This is a genomic window from Pseudomonas sp. HY2-MNA-CIBAN-0224 (assembly GCF_040310285.1).
Classification (GTDB): domain Bacteria; phylum Pseudomonadota; class Gammaproteobacteria; order Pseudomonadales; family Pseudomonadaceae; genus Aquipseudomonas; species Aquipseudomonas helleri.
The window spans coordinates 22,508-42,689 of the sequence record NZ_JBEOPQ010000021.1; the positions used below are offsets into that span (position 1 = coordinate 22,508).

Annotated in this window: 21 protein-coding genes; 12 read left to right on the forward strand and 9 right to left on the reverse strand. The window is 59.2% G+C overall.

The window, feature by feature from the left end; translation table 11 throughout:
• The first annotated feature begins 98 nt into the window (after window positions 1–98).
• From AAEZ03_RS12140 to AAEZ03_RS12165, 6 genes are all read left to right on the forward strand, one after another.
• Window positions 99–1,013: an ABC transporter permease subunit gene (locus AAEZ03_RS12140; RefSeq protein ID WP_048366569.1), complete on the forward strand. Its 915-nt coding sequence runs from the start codon at window positions 99–101 to the stop codon at window positions 1,011–1,013.
• A 2-nt stretch (window positions 1,014–1,015) separates the two neighbouring features.
• Window positions 1,016–2,299: a high-affinity branched-chain amino acid ABC transporter permease LivM gene (gene livM / locus AAEZ03_RS12145; protein ID WP_153335000.1), complete on the forward strand. Its 1,284-nt coding sequence runs from the start codon at window positions 1,016–1,018 to the stop codon at window positions 2,297–2,299.
• Window positions 2,300–2,310: 11 nt separating this feature from the next.
• Window positions 2,311–3,186, forward strand: a complete 876-nt coding sequence (locus AAEZ03_RS12150; RefSeq protein ID WP_048385402.1) for an ATP-binding cassette domain-containing protein — start codon at window positions 2,311–2,313, stop codon at window positions 3,184–3,186.
• Complete coding sequence (locus AAEZ03_RS12155; RefSeq protein ID WP_350578893.1) at window positions 3,183–3,899, forward strand: ABC transporter ATP-binding protein; 717 nt, start codon at window positions 3,183–3,185, stop codon at window positions 3,897–3,899. Before AAEZ03_RS12150 ends, AAEZ03_RS12155 begins: the two co-directional genes overlap by 4 nt.
• 742 nt (window positions 3,900–4,641) lie before the next feature.
• Window positions 4,642–5,409 carry an SDR family oxidoreductase gene (locus AAEZ03_RS12160; RefSeq protein ID WP_350578895.1) on the forward strand — a complete coding sequence of 256 codons (768 nt, stop codon included), beginning with the start codon at window positions 4,642–4,644 and terminating at the stop codon, window positions 5,407–5,409.
• 68 nt (window positions 5,410–5,477) lie between these two features.
• Window positions 5,478–6,383 (forward strand): cation diffusion facilitator family transporter, encoded by a 906-nt coding sequence (locus AAEZ03_RS12165; protein WP_048366565.1) that lies wholly within the window; start codon window positions 5,478–5,480, stop codon window positions 6,381–6,383.
• Window positions 6,384–6,502: 119 nt separating this feature from the next.
• On the opposite strand, the gene AAEZ03_RS12170 is transcribed toward AAEZ03_RS12165, so the two are convergent.
• From AAEZ03_RS12170 to AAEZ03_RS12195, 6 genes are all read right to left on the reverse strand, one after another.
• Entirely contained in the window at window positions 6,503–7,636 is a 1,134-nt protein-coding gene (locus AAEZ03_RS12170) for an AGE family epimerase/isomerase (RefSeq protein WP_048366564.1), read from the reverse strand.
• Between the two features lie 133 nt (window positions 7,637–7,769).
• Complete coding sequence (gene ureG, locus AAEZ03_RS12175; protein WP_048366563.1) at window positions 7,770–8,381, reverse strand: urease accessory protein UreG; 612 nt, start codon at window positions 8,379–8,381, stop codon at window positions 7,770–7,772.
• Between the two features lie 9 nt (window positions 8,382–8,390).
• Window positions 8,391–9,065, reverse strand: a complete 675-nt coding sequence (locus AAEZ03_RS12180; protein ID WP_278938595.1) for an urease accessory protein UreF — start codon at window positions 9,063–9,065, stop codon at window positions 8,391–8,393.
• A complete protein-coding gene (gene ureE, locus AAEZ03_RS12185; protein ID WP_048366561.1) occupies window positions 9,062–9,562 on the reverse strand; it encodes an urease accessory protein UreE in 501 nt (166 codons plus the stop codon). The genes AAEZ03_RS12180 and ureE overlap by 4 nt, the downstream gene beginning before the upstream one ends.
• 159 nt (window positions 9,563–9,721) lie before the next feature.
• Entirely contained in the window at window positions 9,722–10,354 is a 633-nt protein-coding gene (locus AAEZ03_RS12190) for a TetR family transcriptional regulator (RefSeq protein WP_278938594.1), read from the reverse strand.
• Window positions 10,355–10,532: 178 nt separating this feature from the next.
• Complete coding sequence (locus tag AAEZ03_RS12195; RefSeq protein ID WP_048366559.1) at window positions 10,533–10,805, reverse strand: hypothetical protein; 273 nt, start codon at window positions 10,803–10,805, stop codon at window positions 10,533–10,535.
• Window positions 10,806–11,098: 293 nt separating this feature from the next.
• Between AAEZ03_RS12195 and AAEZ03_RS12200 the strand changes: the two genes are divergently transcribed.
• Complete coding sequence (locus AAEZ03_RS12200; protein WP_350578902.1) at window positions 11,099–13,165, forward strand: AsmA family protein; 2,067 nt, start codon at window positions 11,099–11,101, stop codon at window positions 13,163–13,165.
• 118 nt (window positions 13,166–13,283) lie between these two features.
• On the opposite strand, the gene AAEZ03_RS12205 is transcribed toward AAEZ03_RS12200, so the two are convergent.
• Window positions 13,284–13,814: a ferritin-like domain-containing protein gene (locus AAEZ03_RS12205; RefSeq protein ID WP_048366557.1), complete on the reverse strand. Its 531-nt coding sequence runs from the start codon at window positions 13,812–13,814 to the stop codon at window positions 13,284–13,286.
• 86 nt (window positions 13,815–13,900) lie between these two features.
• Window positions 13,901–14,794, reverse strand: coding sequence for a DMT family transporter (locus tag AAEZ03_RS12210; protein ID WP_048366556.1), 894 nt, complete (start codon window positions 14,792–14,794; stop codon window positions 13,901–13,903).
• Window positions 14,795–14,891: 97 nt separating this feature from the next.
• Between AAEZ03_RS12210 and AAEZ03_RS12215 the strand changes: the two genes are divergently transcribed.
• From AAEZ03_RS12215 to AAEZ03_RS12225, 3 genes are all read left to right on the forward strand, one after another.
• Complete coding sequence (locus tag AAEZ03_RS12215) at window positions 14,892–15,677, forward strand: AraC family transcriptional regulator (protein WP_048366555.1); 786 nt, start codon at window positions 14,892–14,894, stop codon at window positions 15,675–15,677.
• Window positions 15,678–15,762: 85 nt separating this feature from the next.
• Window positions 15,763–16,050, forward strand: a complete 288-nt coding sequence (locus AAEZ03_RS12220; RefSeq protein ID WP_048366554.1) for a PsiF family protein — start codon at window positions 15,763–15,765, stop codon at window positions 16,048–16,050.
• A 195-nt stretch (window positions 16,051–16,245) separates the two neighbouring features.
• Window positions 16,246–17,256: an AI-2E family transporter gene (locus AAEZ03_RS12225; protein WP_048366553.1), complete on the forward strand. Its 1,011-nt coding sequence runs from the start codon at window positions 16,246–16,248 to the stop codon at window positions 17,254–17,256.
• A gap of 144 nt (window positions 17,257–17,400) precedes the next feature.
• Here the strand turns inward: AAEZ03_RS12225 and AAEZ03_RS12230 are convergent, their stop codons facing one another.
• Window positions 17,401–18,666 (reverse strand): Hsp70 family protein, encoded by a 1,266-nt coding sequence (locus AAEZ03_RS12230; RefSeq protein ID WP_123751181.1) that lies wholly within the window; start codon window positions 18,664–18,666, stop codon window positions 17,401–17,403.
• 279 nt (window positions 18,667–18,945) lie between these two features.
• Between AAEZ03_RS12230 and cbpA the strand changes: the two genes are divergently transcribed.
• Window positions 18,946–19,857, forward strand: coding sequence for a curved DNA-binding protein (gene cbpA, locus AAEZ03_RS12235; protein WP_123751182.1), 912 nt, complete (start codon window positions 18,946–18,948; stop codon window positions 19,855–19,857).
• Between the two features lie 2 nt (window positions 19,858–19,859).
• Window positions 19,860–20,165, forward strand: coding sequence for a chaperone modulator CbpM (locus AAEZ03_RS12240; protein ID WP_123751183.1), 306 nt, complete (start codon window positions 19,860–19,862; stop codon window positions 20,163–20,165).
• Window positions 20,166–20,182 lie beyond the last annotated feature (17 nt).

The following is a 20,182-nucleotide window of genomic DNA, read 5'->3' on the forward strand; positions in this document are numbered from 1 at the left end:
TGATACGCGTTAACGGGCCGGCATCAACCATCCAGGCCGCTTTTGGCGGTGTGGCGGGCGCGAGTTTGCGCAATCGCTCAACTGCGTGAGATTGCGTTATGGACGGTATTTTCCTGCAGCAACTGCTGAACGGCCTGACCCTCGGGTCTGTCTACGGCCTGATCGCCATCGGCTACACAATGGTCTACGGCATCATCGGCATGATCAACTTCGCCCACGGCGAGGTGTACATGATTTCCGCTTACCTCGCGGCAATCAGTCTGGCTCTGCTGGCGTACTTCGGTATCGAATCCTTCCCATTACTGATGTTGGGCACCCTGATCTTCACCGTGGTGGTCACCGGCGTGTATGGCTGGGTGATCGAACGCGTGGCCTACAAACCGCTGCGCAACTCGACCCGGCTGGCGCCGCTGATCAGCGCCATCGGCATTTCGCTGATCCTGCAAAACTACGTGCAAATCGCCCAAGGCTCGCGCCAGCAGGGCGTACCGACACTGCTGAGCGGCGCCTGGCGCGTCGATATCGGCACCGGCTTTGTGCAACTCACCTACACCAAAGTCTTCATCCTCATCGCCGCGTTTGTCGGCATGGGTTTGCTGACCTACATCATCAAGTACACCAAGCTGGGCCGCATGTGCCGGGCCACGCAACAAGACCGCAAAATGGCCTCGATTCTGGGGATCAACACCGACCGGGTCATTTCCTACGTGTTCGTCATCGGCGCCGCCATGGCCGCGCTGGCCGGTGTGCTGATCACCATGAACTACGGCACGTTCGACTTTTATGCCGGCTTCATCATTGGCATCAAAGCGTTTACCGCTGCGGTACTCGGCGGGATCGGATCACTGCCCGGCGCCATGCTCGGGGGGATCATCCTGGGGGTGTCCGAGTCACTGTTTGCCGGGTTGATTAACTCGGACTACAAGGACGTGTTCAGCTTCTCACTGCTGGTGGTGATTCTGATTTTCCGTCCCCAAGGCCTGCTGGGTCGTCCACTCGTGGCGAAGGTGTAAGTATGTCTGCAGCCATTAATAAACCGATTGATATCAAAAAGAGCGTCGTCGATTCGATCCTTGCCGGGTTGATCTCACTGATTGTGTTCGGGCCGATCGTGGGGGTCGTGCTCGACGGCTACAGCTTTAATCTGCAACCGGCGCGCGTCGGCTGGCTGGTGGCAATTGTGATGGTCGGGCGCTTTGCCCTGAGCCTGTTCCTGCAAACCTCCCGTGGCCTGAAGATTCTCCACGGGTTTGAATCCACAGGTTCAGGCGTGCACGTGTTGCCACCCGACTACAAATCGCGGCTGCGCTGGATCATCCCGCTGCTCATCGTGATTGCCATCGTGTTCCCGTTCTTCGCCAATAAATACGTGCTGACGGTGGTGATTCTGGGGCTGATCTACGTGTTGCTCGGCCTTGGTCTGAACATCGTGGTGGGCCTGGCTGGGCTGCTCGACCTCGGTTACGTGGCGTTCTACGCCATTGGTGCCTACGGCCTGGCGCTGGGTTATCAGTACTTGGGGCTGGGTTTTTGGTCGGTCTTGCCGCTGGCGGCGATTGCGGCGGCGCTGGCGGGGTGCATTCTCGGGTTTCCGGTGCTGCGCATGCACGGTGACTACCTGGCCATCGTGACCCTGGGCTTTGGTGAAATCATTCGCCTGGTGCTCAACAACTGGCTGTCGTTTACCGGCGGGCCCAACGGCATGCCGGTGCCATCGCCAACCTTTATGGGCCTGGAATTTGGTCGGGTGGCCAAAGAGGGCGGGATACCGTTTCACCAGTTCTTCGGGCTGGACTACAACCCCAACGTCAAATTCCTGTTTATCTACATCGTGCTGTTTTTGGTGGTGCTGCTGGTGCTCTACATCAAGCACCGCCTGACCCGCATGCCGATTGGCCGGGCGTGGGAAGCACTGCGCGAAGACGAAATCGCTTGCCGCGCCATGGGCCTGAACCACGTGCTGGTCAAGCTCTCTGCGTTCACCCTCGGGGCATCGACCGCAGGCTTGGCCGGGGTGTTTTTCGCCAGTTACCAAGGCTTCGTCAACCCGTCCTCGTTCACCTTCTTTGAGTCGGCGCTGATCCTCGCGATTGTGGTGCTCGGCGGTATGGGCTCGACGGTGGGCGTGGTGATTGCCGCGTTCGTCCTGACCGTGGCCCCGGAACTGCTGCGCAGCTTTGCCGAGTACCGCGTGTTGCTGTTCGGCGTGTTGATGGTGCTGATGATGATCTGGCGCCCGCGTGGCCTGATCCGTATCAGCCGTGTCGGGGTAACACCGCGTAAAGGAGTGGCGCCATGAGCAAGCCTTTGATGGACAAAGACGTGGTGCTCTCGGTCGACAAACTGATGATGCATTTTGGTGGGATCAAAGCCCTGAGTGACGTCAGCCTCAAGGTCAAACGTAACTCGATCTTTGCCTTGATCGGCCCGAACGGCGCGGGCAAAACCACAGTGTTCAACTGCCTGACCGGGTTTTACAAAGCCACCGGCGGCAAGATCGAAATCACCGCCCGTGGTGCCCACACCAACGTGATCAAGTTGCTGGGCGAGCCGTTCAAGCTCAGCGACTTTGTTTCACCGAAAACCTTTGCCAGCCGCCTGTTCTACAAAATGTTCGGCGGCACCCATTTGGTTAACCGCGCAGGGCTGGCCCGTACCTTCCAGAACATTCGCCTGTTCAAGGAAATGTCCGTGCTGGAAAACCTGCTGGTGGCGCAGCACATGTGGGTCAACCGCAACCTGCTGGCGGGCATCCTCAACACCAAGGGTTACCGTAAATCCGAAAGCGATGCCCTCGACCATGCGTTTTACTGGCTGGAAGTGGTTGATCTGGTCGACTGCGCCAACCGGCTGGCCGGTGAATTGTCGTACGGCCAGCAGCGGCGCCTGGAAATCGCCCGGGCCATGTGCACGCGGCCGCAGATCATTTGCCTCGACGAACCTGCCGCCGGGCTCAACCCCCAGGAAACCGAAGCCCTGAGCGCGATGATTCGCCTGCTGCGCGACGAGCACGACCTGACGGTGGTGCTGATTGAGCACGACATGGGCATGGTCATGAGCATTTCCGATCACATCGTGGTGCTCGACCACGGCAACGTGATCGCCGAGGGCGGGCCGGAAGCGATCCGCAACGACCCCAAAGTGATTGCAGCCTATCTGGGTGCTGACGAAGAGGAGCTGATATGACGAGCACGATCCTCGAACTCAAGGAACTGGATGTGCACTACGGGCCGATTCAGGCCCTGAAAAAAGTCTCGCTGCACATTGAAGAGGGCGAAACCGTGAGCCTGATCGGCTCCAACGGCGCGGGCAAGTCTACGCTGCTGATGTCGATCTTTGGGCAGCCCCGCGCCAGCGGCGGGCAGATTCTGTACCGGGGCGTGGACATCACCCAGAAGTCCTCGCACTACATCGCCTCCAACGGCATTGCCCAATCGCCGGAAGGGCGGCGCGTGTTTCCGGACATGACCGTGGAAGAAAACCTGATGATGGGCACCATCCCCATTGGCGACAAGCACGCCAGCGAAGACATGCAGCGCATGTTCGAGCTGTTTCCACGGCTCAAGGAGCGGCGTACCCAGCGGGCCATGACCATGTCGGGCGGCGAGCAGCAAATGCTCGCCATCGCCCGGGCGTTGATGAGCCGGCCCAAGCTGCTGTTGCTGGATGAACCCAGCCTGGGGCTGGCGCCGATTGTGGTGAAACAGATCTTTGCCACCCTGCGTGAACTGGCCAAGACCGGCATGACCATCTTTCTGGTGGAGCAAAACGCCAACCACGCCCTGCGTTTGTCCGACCGCGCCTACGTGATGGTCAACGGCGAAATCCGCCTGACCGGCACCGGCAAGGACCTGCTGAGCAACGAAGAAGTGCGCAACGCCTACTTGGGCGGGCATTGAGCAACCCTACCTCACTGTAGGAGCGAGCTCGTCTCGCGATCTTTTGATCTTTTAAAAGATCGCGAGGCTAGCTCGCTCCTACAGGGTTGCGGCAAATTGTGGAAAACAATATTGCAACCCTACGAAAGCGCGACATATAGACGCGATAAATCCCTGTTTTGTCATCATTTTGACTTGTCCCCGTTTGCTGTGGAGGCGGCTGTGGGTAACGTGGGAGTAGTTGGCTGAAGGCCACGTTATACAAGGCTTTCAGCGCTGTGGTTGTTTTTTGATCAGCGCTTTTTGCTGGGTGTGCTGCGTGATTTGTCAACAGGTTTATTGGCATATGCGGTGTTTTAAAATGTTGTCACCAACCTGTGGATAAGTCTGTGATTAAACTCTGGAAAGAACGCGGCAGAGGGCGGAATGACTGGCTTGTGGCTATCGTTGCGCTGTAACGGTTCTGCACTCTTTTGGGGCATTTGCATGCCGGGTGTGTGCAGGTCAAGTTAAAAACACTTCAAGCTGCGCTACAGGCCTTGTGCACAAAGGCTTTTGCGCCATTCGAGTTGCCCCCAAAGACTGTGGGCGGGCCTGTGGATAAGATGAGTGTAAACAGCGCTAGCCCATATAGACCGTGGCTTGCAAAGGTTTGGTTGTTTTTTGTACAAATTCTCGGCCTTGCTGCTGACTCTTGAGCCGGGCATTCTGCTGTGGATCTTATTTCAACGGCGGCCCAAGCCCGCCAGCCAAGGAGAACACGATGACTTCCACGTTGTTTATTACCGGCGCTACCTCCGGATTTGGTGAGGCGTGTGCGCGCACATTTGCCCAAGCCGGCTGGAAACTGGTCCTGACTGGCCGCCGCGAAGAGCGCCTGAACGCGCTGTGCGAAGAACTGTCCCAGCACACCGAAGTGCATGGCCTGGTGGTGGACGTGCGTGATCGTGCCGCCATGGAGCACGCCATTGCCAACCTGCCGCCTTCGTTCAGCAAGCTGCGCGGACTTATCAACAACGCCGGCCTGGCCTTGGGCACAGACCCGGCGCCCAAGTGCGACCTCGACGATTGGGAAACCATGGTCGACACCAACATCAAGGGCCTGATCTACACCACCCGCCTGCTGTTGCCGCGCCTGATCGCCTACGGCCGGGGTGCCGGTATCGTCAACCTGGGCTCCGTGGCGGGCAGCTACCCGTACCCGGGCAGCCACGTCTACGGCGGCACCAAAGCGTTCGTGAAACAGTTCTCGCTGAACCTGCGCTGCGATTTGCAGGGTACCGGTGTTCGCGTCAGCAACGTTGAGCCAGGCCTGTGTGAAAGCGAGTTCTCGCTGGTGCGTTTTGCCGGTGACCAGGCGCGTTACGACGCTACCTACCAAGGTGCCGAGCCGATCCAGCCGCATGACATTGCCGAGACGATTTTCTGGGTACTCAACACCCCGGCGCACATCAATATCAACCGTCTGGAACTGATGCCGGTCACCCAGTCGTGGAGCGGTTTTGCCATCGAGCGCCGCGCCAAGGAGTAAACTGGCGCCTGCCAGCCTACCCGCGACCTCCCAAAGAGGTCGCATTCAACGGGCTGAAAGGAGTTTGTGTGAGTAACCGTGGTGAGCAGCAACTGCTCAAACAATCAACCGTTCTAATGTTCGCGGTGGCCATTGCCGGCATCGTGACCGGCTTCGTTTCGGGGTCGCAATCCATCTTGTTCGATGGCTTTTTCTCGCTGATCGCGACCTTCATCAAAGTGCTGATGCTGATAACCGCGCAGTTGATCGCCAAAGAAAGTAACCAGCGTTTCCAGTTCGGCTTCTGGCACCTTGAGCCCATGGTGTTGTTGATCGAAGGCAGCTTTTTGCTGTTGATCGCGATCTACGCCTTTCTCAACGGCGTGTTCGGCATCATCAATGGCGGGCGCGATATCGAGCTGGGGCTGGTAATCGTCTACGCGGCGGTATTTACCGTCGTCGAATTCGGCTACTACTTCTGGATCCGCCATAAAAACCGCACCCTCAAATCAACCTTGATCCAGTTCGACAACATCAGTTGGCTGGTCGACGCCATGTTGTCGGCGGGGCTGTTGATAAGTTTCGTCACCGCGTTGGTGCTCAAGCAGCAAGGTTATGCACAGTGGGCCGCGTACGTGGACCCGGCGATTTTGATCTTGCTGGCGCTCAGCATGCTTGCACCGGCGTTCAAAATCCTCCGGCCTGCCTTGCGCGACGTTCTGGGCATCGCCCCGGACGCGCTGGATGACAAAGTACGTGATGTGCTCGAAGCTGTCTCGGCGCGGCATGGTTTTGAAGGCTACAAAACCTATGTGCAAAAGCACGGGCGGGCGCGTTTTATCGAGATCCACATTGTGTTGCCGGCGGGTTATCCCCTGGCCGGGGTGCAGACCCTGGATGCACTGCGTGAAGAAATCTCGGGCATGCTGGGCACGGCTGACAGTGCACGCTGGCTGACCATCAGCTTTACCGGGGATCGCAAGTGGATTGCGTAACCTGGGTTTGATGATCTTTTAATGTGGGAGCGGGCTTGCTCGCGATGAAATCAGCGTGGTCTTTCTGACAAACCGCGTCGTTCGCATCGCGAGCAAGCCCGCTCCCACAGGGTGAAGTATCAGCTTATGTACTGCGCCAACCCGCTGTAGCAGGTGGCCAAGTGATACGGCGTGGTTGACGGCATGTCTTCGCGGCTGACGTTGCCCTGGCCATCACGGCACTCGTACCAGCCGCCTGTGTATAAAAAGCGCTGCTGCAACGCCAGCAATTGGCGTTGCACACGCTCGGCGCCCTCTGGGCGCAAGGTCAGGGCGCGCAGGTACTCGGCTTGAGCCCAGATGCGCTGGGTGCCATCACGCAGGGTCCCGTCCGGTGCCAGCATGCCGCACACCGCGCCGGTCTGCGGGTCTACGCCAACCTGCTCGGCAAAGCCAAACGCGCGGTCCAGCGAGCCATGCAAGGCGGTGCCGCGCAGCAGCGGCGACGAGGCCAGCAAGAACAACCATTCAAACTGATGCCCCGGCTCAAACCAGTTATCCACAGCGCCACGTGGCTTCTCCAGCATCACGTTATGCACAGGCTCGATAAAATGCTGTTGCATGCCGTCGGTCAGTGCCAGCAGGGCGCTTTGAACCGTTGGGTCTTCGCGCACCGAGAGCGTCGCCAAAAAGGCTTCGGCCAGGTGCATCAACGGGTTCTGCAATGGCCCGCTGCCCAGTGACGACCAGTCTTGCTCAAGGCTCGCCTCATACAAGCCGTTGCCCGTGCTGAACTGCTCAAGCACCACTTGCAGGGCGGCATTGAGCACCGACTCCACCAGCGGCTCGCGCACTTTGGCCCAGTAATGGGCGCAGGCGAAGATGATGAAGGCGTGGGTGTACAGGTCTTTGCGTTGATCCAGCGGTGCGCCGTGGGGGTCGATGCTGTAGAACCAGCCGCCGTGTTCGGCGTCGTGAAAGTGGCTCTGCAACGAACGGAACAGCGCCGCCGCGCGCTCGGCGGCGGCCGGGAACGCCGGGTCGTCGATCAGGCTGGCAAACACATACAACTGGCGTGCACAGGCCATGGCGCGATAGCGCTGGGGCGGCAGGGGTTGATGGGCGGGGCTGAGCGCCTCGTAAGGCAGTGCCAGTTCGGCGTTCCAGCCGGGGCCTTGCCACAGCGGCACGATGACCTGACGGAAATGTGCTTGCACGGCCGCAAAGGTTGCGGTCAGTTCTGGCGAAAAGGCGGAGTTGGCTACATCAGGCATCGGCGGACGTCGTCACGGCTGGGGCGTTTGCGCGACATGATACACCGTGAGCCTGAACTCTGTAGGAGCGAGCTTGTTCGCGATCTTTTCAACGATCAAAAGATCGCGAGGCAAGCTCGCTCCTACACAGGGTTTAAGGCACCAGCAGGCCCTGTTTCTCGATAAACGCCACGATGGTGTCCAGGCCGTGCCCGGTCTTCTGGTTGCTGAACACAAACGGCTTGCCGTTGCGCATGCGCGTGGTGTCGCTGTTCATCAGCTCCAGCGACGCACCCACCAACGGCGCGAGGTCGATTTTGTTGATCACCAGCAAGTCAGACTTGCAGATCCCCGGCCCGCCCTTGCGCGGTAACTTGTCCCCGGCCGACACGTCGATCACGTAGATGGTCAGGTCCGACAGCTCCGGGCTGAAGGTAGCGGACAAGTTATCCCCACCCGATTCCACCAGAATCAGATCCAGCCCCGGAAAACGCCGGTTCAACTGGTCCACCGCTTCGAGGTTGATTGAGGCGTCTTCGCGGATGGCCGTGTGCGGGCAACCGCCGGTTTCGACACCGATGATGCGCTCAGGCGCCAACGCTTCGTTGCGCACCAGAAAGTCGGCGTCTTCGCGGGTGTAAATGTCGTTGGTGACCACTGCCAGGTTGTATTTGTCGCGCAGGGCCAGGCACAGGGCCAGGGTCAGCGCCGTTTTGCCGGAGCCCACCGGGCCACCGATGCCGACACGCAAAGGGTGTGTGTTCATTACATTCTCCTAGGAACGAAACAGGCGGCTGTACTGGCGCTCGTGGGCCATGCTTGCCAAAGACAGGCCGAAAGCGGCGCTGCCCAAGTGGGATAAATCGAGAGAGCTGGCGTGCTGCTGGGCTTGCTGCAATGTCGGCGACAGCTCGCTGGTCATGCGCTGAGCCGCTTGCTGGCCCAGCGGCAAGGTTTTCATCAGCACTGCCAATTGGTTTTCCAGCCAGCTCCACAGCCAGGCGGCGAGGGCGTCTTGTGGGCTGATGCCCCAGGCGCGCGCGGCCAATGCCCAGCCAAGGGCCAGATGCGGCTCGTGTTGTTGTGCGAGAAACAGCCGGGCTGGGTCGTCCAGTTCGGGTAAGCCGTTGAGCAATTGCTGCAACGAGTAGCCCATTTGCCGGCTTTCCTGGTGCAGCTCGCGGGTTTCACGGCTGGCGCGGTGCTCGTCGCAAAAACGCTGCAAGGCGTTCCAGTCCTGGTCGGCGGCGGCCTGACAATGGGCCAGCAACAGCGGCGCTTCAAAGCGCGCAAGGTTGAGCAGCAACTGATCGCGGATCCACCGTGTCGCCGTGATCGGGTCGTTGACGCGACCATCGTCTACGGCCATTTCCAGCCCTTGGGAATAGCTGTAGCCGCCAATCGGCAACTGCGGGCTGGCCAGGCGCAACAGCGCCCATGCCGGACTCACAAACGCACACCAAACTGATGCAGGCGCGGCGCGTAGTTGAAGTCTTCTTCGCCCGCCCGTGAATGGTGATGCCCGCCGCCGTAAGCGCCATGTTCTGGCTGGAACGGCGCTTCAATGGATTCGGTGGTCGCGCCCAGTTGATCGAGCATGGCCTTGAGGACGTAATCATCGAGCAGGCGCAGCCAGCCATCACCCACTTGCAAGGCCACGTGGCGATTGCCCAGGTGATAGGCGGCGCGGGTCAGTTCAAAAGCGTTGGGGCAGGTGACGTGTAGCAGTTTTTCGGGGCTGGCGCACACGCGCACGATGCGTCCGTCCTGCGCTTGCAGAAAATCACCGTCACGCAGCGGCGGCTGGCCGCGCTCAAGGAACAGGCCAACGTCTTCGCCTTCATGGCTAAAGCAGCGCAGGCGACTTTTGCTGCGGGCTTCGAAATTCAAATGAAGCTCGGCGCTCCACACGGGGTGGGTTTCGACTTTGCGATGAATCACCAACATTGGAAGGCTTCCTGCAATTAACAATAGAACAGGCACAGCAAGGTGCTTGCCAACCTGGGGCAGGCGGCAAACTGTAGGCTCAAACACAGTGCAGAAAGATGAAGATGTTCTAAAAAAGTGCGGATAAGCAGACGGTGCGCACCAATTGGGTGCGCGCGGTTATTCGGTGCTGCCCAGCCCTTGCCAATGCTTGAGCCCGATAAAGATAAAGCGCAGTTGCTGGCTGATTTTGGCTTGCGGCTGCAAGTAGTCGGGCAGCGCCTCGGCCGGAGGGTCGATGATATCTGGCAAGGCGGCGAACACGCTTTTCACCACCAGATCGGCAATCACCGTCAGCGCCGCGTGGTTCAAGTGCTGCAGCTTGGGCTTGGAACCGAGGTCGGTCGCCAGGTCCGACGTGATGTCTTCACGCAGCGCGCCAATGGCCTGGCGAACCGGCTGTGAGCCGCCGTACTGCTCGCGGGCCAAGAACAAAAACTGTGAGCGGTTGGCCTCTACGACATCCAGAAAGATGCGCACCGAAGCGTTGATCACGCCGCCCATAAACAGCTCGTTATGGCGCACCAGGCGAATGGTTTCGCGAAAGGTCTGGCCCACTTCACTGACCAGCGCCAAGCCCAGTTGGTCCATGTCGCTGAAGTGGCGATAAAAGCCTGTAGGCACGATCCCCGCGGTTTTAGCGACTTCGCGCAGGCTCAAGCTACCAAAGCCGCGATCCGATTCCATTAAGTGGCGGGCAGCATCCATCAGCGCGAGGCGGGTTTGTTGCTTCTGTTCGGCGCGAGGCAGCATTGGGGCGGATGTTCCAGACAAGTACAGCCGGGCACTCTAGCAAATCGGCTTTGAAGGCAGTAGTGATGACATGCACAAACCCAGTGGGAGCGGGCTTGCTCGCGATGGCGGCGTTGCGGTTTATCGGGGCATCGACGTTGACGCTATCGCGAGCAAGCCCGCTCCCACACGGTCATGCTCAGCTTGCACGCTGATTGCGCTCGGCCAGACGGTCTGCGCCGCCTTCAGCGACAAAGGTGCTGCCTTTGGTGCGATCGTAGCCATCTTCAGCCACGCGTTTTTGTTGGTCCAGGGTGCGTTGTGCACCGTCTTCAGCGAGCTGATTGAGCGGCTGGCTGACGCTGCTGGAGGCCGGTTGGGCCATTGGGGTTGGCTCTTCGTCAGCGGGCATGGCGAACGCGTTAAAGGCCAGCAGTGAAAGAGAAAGGCTAAACAAGACAGGGCGTTTCATGGTGTGTGCTCCGTAGCAGTGCAACTCAGGGTTGATGGAGGCAATGCTACGCTTGCAGGCTCGATATCAAAGTTCATACGGCCAATGGTGATAATCGACACAATTGATATTCCCGCGACAAGGCCTCTAGCCTGCGCAGTTGAGGGCACACAGATGCACGTTCACAACGCCTGTGCAGGCGATGCCGAGGTTTTTTTCCGGGAAAACACTGCTCGGATTAAACCTTGGGCCGTCTTTGCCAGTCGTACCTTCATAGTCACCAGGACGTTGAGTCGTCATAAAGGAGCCGCACCATGACGCGCACCCGTAAAACCCTTGCCTGGATAGGCGGTAGTGTTGTCCTGCTGGTGGTCGTATTGGTGGTGATCATTTCTACCTTCGACTGGAACCGCCTCAAGCCGACCATTAACGCCAAAGTGTCCGAGGTGCTGCACCGCTCGTTTGCCATTAACGGCAACCTGGCCGTGCGCTGGCTGCGCGAAGACGGCCAGGGCGGCTGGCGTACCTGGGTGCCGTGGCCGCATGTGATTGCCGAAGACCTGACCCTGGGCAACCCCGACTGGTCAAAAAACCCCGAAATGGCCAGCCTCAAGCAGGTTGAACTGCGCCTGTCACCGCTGGCGCTGTTGAGCCAGACCGTGGCTATCCCGCGTATTGACCTGAAGGAGCCCAAAGCCAAACTCGAACGCCTGGCCGATGGTCGGGCAAACTGGACCTTCACGTTCGACGCCGCCGACCCAAAGGCCGAGCCCTCCAACTGGAAAGTGGACATTGGCGCAATCGGCTTTGATAAAGGCCAGGTGTCGCTGAACGACCAAACCCTGAAAACCCGGCTCGACGTGCTGATCGACTCGCTGGGCAAACCGATCCCGTTTAGCGAGATCGTCGGCGAAAAAGAAGCGAAAAAGAGCCAAGACAAGGGTGCTGTGCCGCAGGACTACGCCTTTGCCCTGAAGGTCAACGGCGAGTACCACGGCCAGAAACTCCACGGCACCGGCAAAATCGGTGGCTTGTTGGCGTTGCGTGATACCAACCAGCCGTTCCCGCTGCAAGCGCAAGTGAGCATTGCTGACACCAAGGTCGCACTGGCCGGCACTCTGACCGACCCGCTGGACCTGGGGGCGCTGGACCTGCGCCTGAAGCTGGCAGGCAGCAGCTTGAGCAACTTGTATCCGCTCACCGGCGTGACCTTGCCCGACTCGCCGCCGTACTCCACCGACGGCCATCTCACCGCCAAGCTGCGTGAGGCCACTGGCGCGACGTTCACGTACGACAACTTCAACGGCAAGATTGGCAGCAGCGATATTCATGGTGACCTGAGCTTTGTGGCGAGCAAGCCACGGCCCAAGCTCACCGGCAAACTGGTCTCCAACCAACTGCTGATGGTCGACCTGGCGCCACTGATTGGCGCGGACTCCAACGATAAACAAAAGGCCCGTGGAGGCAGCAGCAAGCAACCGGCGGACAAAGTGCTGCCGGTCGAAGAGTTCCGCACCGAGCGCTGGCGCGACATGGACGCCGATGTCGAATTCACCGGCAAGCGGATTGTCCAGAGTGCCGACCTGCCGTTCACCGACCTGTACACCCACGTGGTGCTCACTGACGGTGTGCTGAAGCTGGAGCCGCTGCGTTTCGGCGTGGCCGGCGGCAAGCTGGATGCACAGATCAACCTCAATGGCCGCGACACCCCGTTGCAAGGCCGGGCCAAGCTGACGGCGCGCAACTTCAAGCTCAAACAGCTGTTCCCGACCTTTGAGCCGATGAAAACCAGTTTTGGTGAACTGAACGGCGATGCCACGATTTCCGGCACCGGCAACTCGGTCGCTCGCTTGCTGGGCACGGCCAATGGCAATTTGAAAATGCTGATCAATGACGGCGCGATCAGTCGCAGCCTCATGGAAATCGCCGGGTTGAACGTCGGCAATTACGTGGTGGGCAAAATCTTTGGCGACCAGGACGTGAAGATCAACTGCGCGGCGGCTGATTTCGGGATCAAGGATGGCCTGGCCACGTCCCGGTTGTTTGTATTCGACACCCAGAACGCAATCATCTACATCGACGGCACGGCCAACTTCGCCACCGAACGGCTGGACCTCAAGATCACCCCGGAATCCAAGGGCTTTCGTGTGTTCTCGCTGCGCTCACCGTTGTACGTGCGCGGCACCTTTGCGCATCCGAATGCCGGGGTCGAGGCGGTGCCTTTGCTGTTGCGCGGTGCGGGGATGGTGGCGTTGGGCGTGATTGCCGGCCCGGCGGCGGGGCTGCTGGCGCTGGTCGCCCCGAGCGGTGACGTCCCCAACCAATGCGCACCGCTGCTGCAACAAATGCAGCAGGGCAAAGTGCCGAAAACGGTGAAATAAGCGGCCCTCAGACAGCACTGTGGGAGCGGGCTTGCTCGCGATGGGGTCGATGCGGTGTCACTTAATCACCGTGTCGATGCCATCGCGAGCAAGCCCGCTCCCACCAGTTGGGTGATGCTTACAGGTCTTGCAGAATATCCGCCATGTCGTCGGCGTGTTCTTCCTCTTGCGCCAGGATGTCTTCAAAGATCCGGCGTGTAGTCGGGTCTTTGTCGCCGATGTACTGGATGATTTCACGGTAGCTGTCGACCGCAATCCGTTCAGCGACCAAATCCTCGTAGACCATTTCTTTCAGGGTCTTGCCCGCCACGTACTGCGCATGTGCGTTTTTGGACAGCAGGTCCGGGTTGAACTCCGGCTCGCCGCCCAGTTGCACAATGCGCTCGGCCAGTTTGTCGGCGTGTTCCATTTCCTGGTTGGCGTGCTCCAGAAACTCGTCGGCAGCCACGCTGGCCTTGAGCCCGTTGGCCATGAAGTAGTGGCGTTTGTAACGCAGCACGCACACCAGTTCAGTGGCCAGGGATTCGTTGAGCAGCCGCAGGATTTCTTCGCGGTTGGCGTGGTAGCCCTCGGTGACGGCACCGTCTTCGACATTTTTGCGAGCGCGGTCGCGCAGGGTGTTTTTATCGGTCAGATGGATCTCGGTCATTTCTATCTCCTCACTAATCCGGTGGCCGCTTCGCTCTGTTGGCGAGGTCGGTTCGTTAGTTGTGAGTTCAGCGCGCCGAGAAAGTTTTATCTATTTTCAACCGGTCTGGATTTACCCAGCGGTGTCGTCCAGCGCTCAGACAAAATCACCCCGCCCAGGGTCAACGCGCCGCCGATCAGGTGGAAGATATGCAGTTGCTCCTTGAGCACGACTGCCGCAATCAGCGCCGTAATCAGAGGCAGCAAGTTGAAAAACAGCGACGTGCGGCTCGGGCCGAGGGTAGCCACGGCCTTCATCCAGGCCAGCGGCGCGAGCATCGAAGCGAGGATGCAGGCGTACATCACCAGGCCGATGTTGTGCACGCTGGGGCCCATTTTGGGCGACAGCAGGTACATCGGAAACAACACCACAATGGCCACCAGCACTTGCAAGTAGAGCATCTGCAACGGCGGCAGGCGCAGCTGCCACTTTTTCAGCAGGGTGCTGTAAATCGCATACGCCAGGGTGGCGACCAGCATCATCGCGTCGCCCAGGTTCAGGCCGTGGGCGAGCAGCACGCTCAAACTGCCGCTCGACACCACCACCAGCACCCCGACAAACGACAGGACGGCGCCCACCAGCGCGCCACGGGTCAGGCGCTGGCCCAGGCTGATGATCGACATGGTCAGCACCATCAGCGGCATCAACGAGAGGATGATGCCCATGTTGGTGGCCGAGGTGAGCGCGGCGGCGAAGTACGCCAGGCTCTGGTACACCGCCATGCCCAGAACGCCAAGGATAAAAATCTTGCCCAGGTTGGGGCGGATTACTGACCAGTTGGCGATCACCGGCTTGAGCATGAACGGGGTAAACAGCAGCCCGGCCAGCAACCAGCGGTAAAAGCCGATCTCGGACGGGAAGATCGCCCCGACGGCCAATTTGTTGACGACGGTATTGCCAGCCCAGATCAAAATGGCCAGCAGCGGGAAAGCGTATTGCATCAGAAACAACCACAGGGTGAGTAAGCGGCAATTATCCGCTTGTCTGTCTGCACGCCTATACTGCGATCCAGCCAACCTCCGCTTGAATCCAGACAGCATGCGCAAAAAATTGATTTGTGTTCCCGAGTTCGAGCAACTGCCTGCGCCGGTGTATTTTCGGTATGCCGAGTTTGATGCCGACAGCCATTCCACGCCCCATCTGCACAGCTGGGGGTCGCTGGGTTATGTGTCTAACGGCGTCATGCGCTATGAGGTCGGCGGGCGACGTTTTATGTCGCCGCCGCAGTACGCACTGTGGGTGCCGCCCAATACCGAGCATAGTTCCTACAACTCCCACGCGATTGTTTACCGCTCGGTGTATCTGGATGCCGTGCTGTGCGAGCAATTGCCCCGTGAGCCGGTGACGCTGGCCATCAGCGATATTCTCAAAAGCATCCTCAGCGACTTTGCCCGCCGCGACATTCACATCCCGCAGACCGAAGCGGATATCCGTCTGGCCCAGGTGTTGGTCGACCAACTGCAACAAGCCCCGGTGCACCAGTGTTATTTGCCCTATGCCAGCCATCCGGGGTTACAACGGGTGCTCGAAGCGTTACAGGCCCAGCCCGGCGATAATCGGCCGCTGGGCGAATGGGCAGAGCAGGCGCATGTCAGCGAGCGCACCCTGGCGCGCTTGTTTGTGCGTGAACTGGCCATGAGTTTTGGGGAGTGGCGCCAGCGCCTGCGCTTTCTGGCCGCGATTGAGGCGCTGGAATCCACCCGCAGCGTGCAAGACGTCGGGTTTGACCTGGGTTACAGCACGTCTTCGGCGTTTATCGCGATGTTTCAGCGCCAGGCCGGGTGCTCGCCAGAGCAGTATCGACGGCAGTTACGACCGCGCTGAACACGTCGTCGGTAGCTGTAACAGAGTTTGTCTACACTGTGATGAACGTCGCTGCCACCCGGTGCGGCCATAAGGAGAAAACTCCATGAAGATGCTGCGTGTTCCTCTGCTGCTGATGGGTTTACTGCTGTGTTCGCACAGTTTTGCTGACACCGCTCAACAAAACAAAATGACCACCTGCAACGCTGATGCCAGCGCCAAGGCCCTCAAGGGCGATGAGCGCAAAGCGTTTATGAGCAACTGCCTCAAGGCCACCCCTGCGGCCACGACCCCGCAAGAACGTATGAAAAACTGCAACGCCACCGCCACCACCCAAGCCCTCAAGGGCGATGCGCGCAAAGCCTTTATGAGTGACTGCCTGAAGAAGAAATAATTAGCATCTTGTGGGAGCGGGCTTGCTCGCGATTGGGACGGCGCAGTGTTACTGAAAGAACGTAGCGTTTGTATCGCGAGCAAGCCCGCTCCCACAGGGAACAACAGCAGGTTTCCGTCAGTCACATTTTGTAGTGATCCCCGCTGAAGGCTGGCAGACTGCCCATCCTTTTTGCGCTGCTTGTTTTGAGGCTGTATGCCATCGTTTTCTCAGCGTCACATTTTGTTCGCCAGTTACATCATCATCGCTGGCAGTCTGTTACTGGTCTTTCCGCTGCGCCTGTTGCCCAGCTTGCTCGCGGGTTTGCTGGTGTTCGAACTGGTCAACATGCTCACCCCGCAACTGCAGCGCCTGATCGCCGGGCGCCGAGCGCGCTGGTTGGCGGTGGCATTGCTAGGCACGTTGGTGGTCAGCTTTTTGGCGTTGATTTTTGCCGGTGCCATCAGCTTTTTGCTGCATGAAGCGGAAAATCCCGGCGCTTCGCTGAACAAGTTCATGGTGGTGGTCGATCGGGCGCGCGGGCAATTGCCGCCGTTTCTGGACGGTTATCTGCCTGCCAGCGCGGCTGAGTTCCGGGTCGCCATTGGCGACTGGATGAACAAACACCTGAGTGAACTGCAACTGGTGGGCAAAGACGCGGCGCACATGTTCGTGACCTTGCTGATCGGCATGGTGCTGGGGGCGATCATGGCCTTGCAGCGCATCCCCGACGTCAGCCGCCGCAAGCCGCTGGCAGCCGCACTGTTCGACCGTCTGCACCTGCTGGTGCAAGCGTTTCGCAATATCGTTTTTGCACAGATCAAAATCGCCCTGCTCAACACGGTGTTTACCGGGATTTTTCTGGCGTTGGTATTGCCGATGTTTGGCGTCCACCTGCCGCTGACCAAAACCCTGATCGTGCTGACCTTTTTGCTGGGCTTGTTGCCTGTGATCGGCAACCTGATCTCCAACACCCTGATCACCATCGTCGGCTTGTCGCTGTCGATCTGGGTGGCGGTGGGCGCGTTGGCGTACCTGATTGTTATCCACAAGCTGGAATACTTTTTGAACGCCAAAATCGTCGGTGGGCAGATTAGTGCCAAGTCGTGGGAGCTGTTGCTGGCGATGCTGGTGTTTGAAGCCGCCTTTGGCCTGCCCGGCGTGGTGGCCGGGCCGATCTACTACGCGTATCTGAAGAGTGAGCTCAAGCAGATGGAGCTGGTGTAGCGACTACAACGCTTAAACCTTGCGAAAATCCTGTAGCCGCTGTCGAGGTACGAGGCTGCGATGGGTTGCGAAGCGACCCTGGGCGGCGGTCCTGCGGCCCGCATTGCAGCCTCGTACCTCGTCAGCGGCTACAGGTTGTAGTGTTTAGCCATACCGCTTTTTAGCCTCAATCGCCAAACCGCTACCGATGCTGCCGAAGATGTTGCCTTCTACATGGCGTGCATTGGGCAGCATGGCCGAGACGCTCTGGCGCAAGGCCGGAATGCCGCTCGAACCACCGGTGAAGAACACGGTGTTGACTTGCTCAACGCCCACACCGGCATTGCTCAGCAATTGCGTCACGCTGTTGCGGATGCGTTCGAGCTGGTTGTCGATGGCGGCTTCGAACAGCGCCCGGCTCAGGTCTACGCTCAGGCCGGCTTCGACTCGGTCCAGCGGCACGTGACGGCTGTCGCTGTGGGTCAGTTCGATTTTGGTTTCTTCGATTTCCATCGCCAACCAGTGACCCGCGCGCTGTTCGATCAACTTGAACAGGCGGTCGATGCCGCCGGTGTCTTCGATGTCGTAGCGCATGCTGCCCAGCGCCAGCTGGGATTTTTGCGAATACACCGAGTTGATGGTGTGCCAGGTCGCCAGGTTCATGTGGTGGCTGGTGGGCATGTAGGCGCCGCTTTTCATGCGGCTGCCGTAGCCGAACAACGGCATCACGCCTTGCAGGCTCAGCTGTTTATCAAAGTCGGTACCGCCCACGTGCACACCGCCGGTGGCCAGAATGTCGTCGTGGCGGTTGTCCAGGCCGCGACGCTCGGGTGACAGGCGCACCAGCGAGAAGTCAGAAGTACCGCCGCCGATGTCGACGATGAGCACCAGCTCTTCGCGCTCGATGGTCGACTCGTAGTCGAAAGCGGCCGCAATCGGTTCGTACTGGAACGAGACTTCCTTGAAACCGATGGCGCGGGCGACGTCGGCCAGGGTGTTTTCGGCTTCCTGGTCGGCCAGCGGGTCTTCATCGACGAAGTACACCGGGCGACCCAGCACCACCTCTTCAAACTCCCGACCAGCGGCAGTTTCGGCGCGTTTTTTAAGCTGGCCGATAAACAGCCCCAGCAGGTCCTTGAACGGCATGGCCGTGCCCAGCACGCTGGTGTCGTGCTTGATCAGCTTGGAACCCAGCAGGCTTTTGAGCGAGCGCATCAGGCGGCCTTCGTAGCCTTCCAGGTACTCATGCAGCGCCAGACGGCCATACACCGGGCGGCGTTCTTCAATATTGAAGAACACCACTGAGGGCAGGGTGATCTTGTCGTCCTCCAGCGCAATGAGGGTTTCCATGCCGGGGCGTAGCCAGCCGACAGTGGAGTTGGAGGTGCCGAAGTCGATGCCGCAGGCACGGGCTGGAGAGGCGCTTTTCATGTCTTTCAAGTTCCGGTTAAAAAACGGCCGCGCAGTGTATGCCAGTCGCTCAAAGAATCGAAGGGCGACGAATCGTTAATTCGCAGGTTTTAATCCACTTGAAAGACTATCCTTCACCCCCAAACTCTCAGACATTGGCGTGGTAGCCATTGGGCTGCCGATAAACTTTTGCTGCGCTGTCCAGTCACAAGATTGAGACCGGTCAATAGACAGGCCGGTCGACCAGAGCATTCTGGGGCATTGTGCGGCGCGATTTTGATAACGGATGGTGAGCCTTACATGGACTTCAAAGACTATTACAAGATCCTGGGTGTCGAGCCCACGGCTGACGACAAGGCGATCAAGACCGCCTATCGCAAGCTGGCGCGCAAATATCACCCGGATGTGAGCAAGGAAAAAGACGCCGAGGAGAAATTCAAGGACGTCAATGAGGCGTATGAAGCGCTGAAAAGCGCCGATAAACGCGCCGAATACGATGAAATGCGTAAATACGGCCAGCATGGTCAGCCCTTCCAGGGGCCACCGGGCTGGCAAGGCCACGCGGGCGGTGGCTTCGAAGATCAAGGCGATTTTTCAGACTTCTTCAGCTCGATCTTCGGATCGCGCGGCGGCGGCTTTGGTGGGCAATCTGGCCGCAGTGCGGGCCGTCGTGGGCAGGACGTTGAAATGGAATTGCCGATTTTCCTTGAAGAAACCCTGTCCGGCGAATCGAAGCCCATCAGCTTCCAGATCGGCGGCGTGAGCAAGACCCTCAACGTCAAAATCCCGGCCGGTGTGACCGACGGCGAGCGCATTCGCCTTAAAGGCCAAGGCGGCCCGGGTGTGGGCGGCGGGGCCAATGGTGATCTATACCTGATCATTCGTTTTGCGCCGCACCCCAAGTTCGACGTGGAAGGCCACGATCTGGTTATCACCGTGCCGGTGGCACCGTGGGAAGCCGCGTTGGGCACCAAGGTGCAAGTGCCGACCTTGACCAGCAAGCTGAACCTGACCGTTCGTCCGGACAGCCAGTGCGGTCAACGTTTGCGCATCAAGGGCCACGGCCTGGCAGACAAAAAAGGCCAGCGTGGCGATTTGTACGCCCAACTGAAAGTGGTCATGCCTAAAGAAAGCGATGAGGCGGCCAAAGCCCTGTGGCAAGAACTCGCCGACAAAGCAGCATTCGACCCGAGAGCCCAATGGAGTAATTGATCATGAGCAGCACCCTGATCGTTCAGCTGGACATGGAAAGGTTCTGCGAAGAGGCCAATATCCCGGCCACTTACGTGATAGAGATTGTCGAACACGGAATTATCGAACCTCAGGGCCGCACGCCGGACGTGTGGCGTTTTGCCGACTATGAGCTGTCTATTGCAAGGCGTGCGGCCAAGCTGCACCAGGACCTGGAGATTGAGTGGGAAGGGGTGGCGCTGGCGCTGGAACTCATCGATGAAGTGCAGCAGTTGCGCGTCGAGAACCAGCGGCTCAAGCATCGACTGGCGCGTTTCTCGGTGGATTGATCGCCGTGAATAGATAA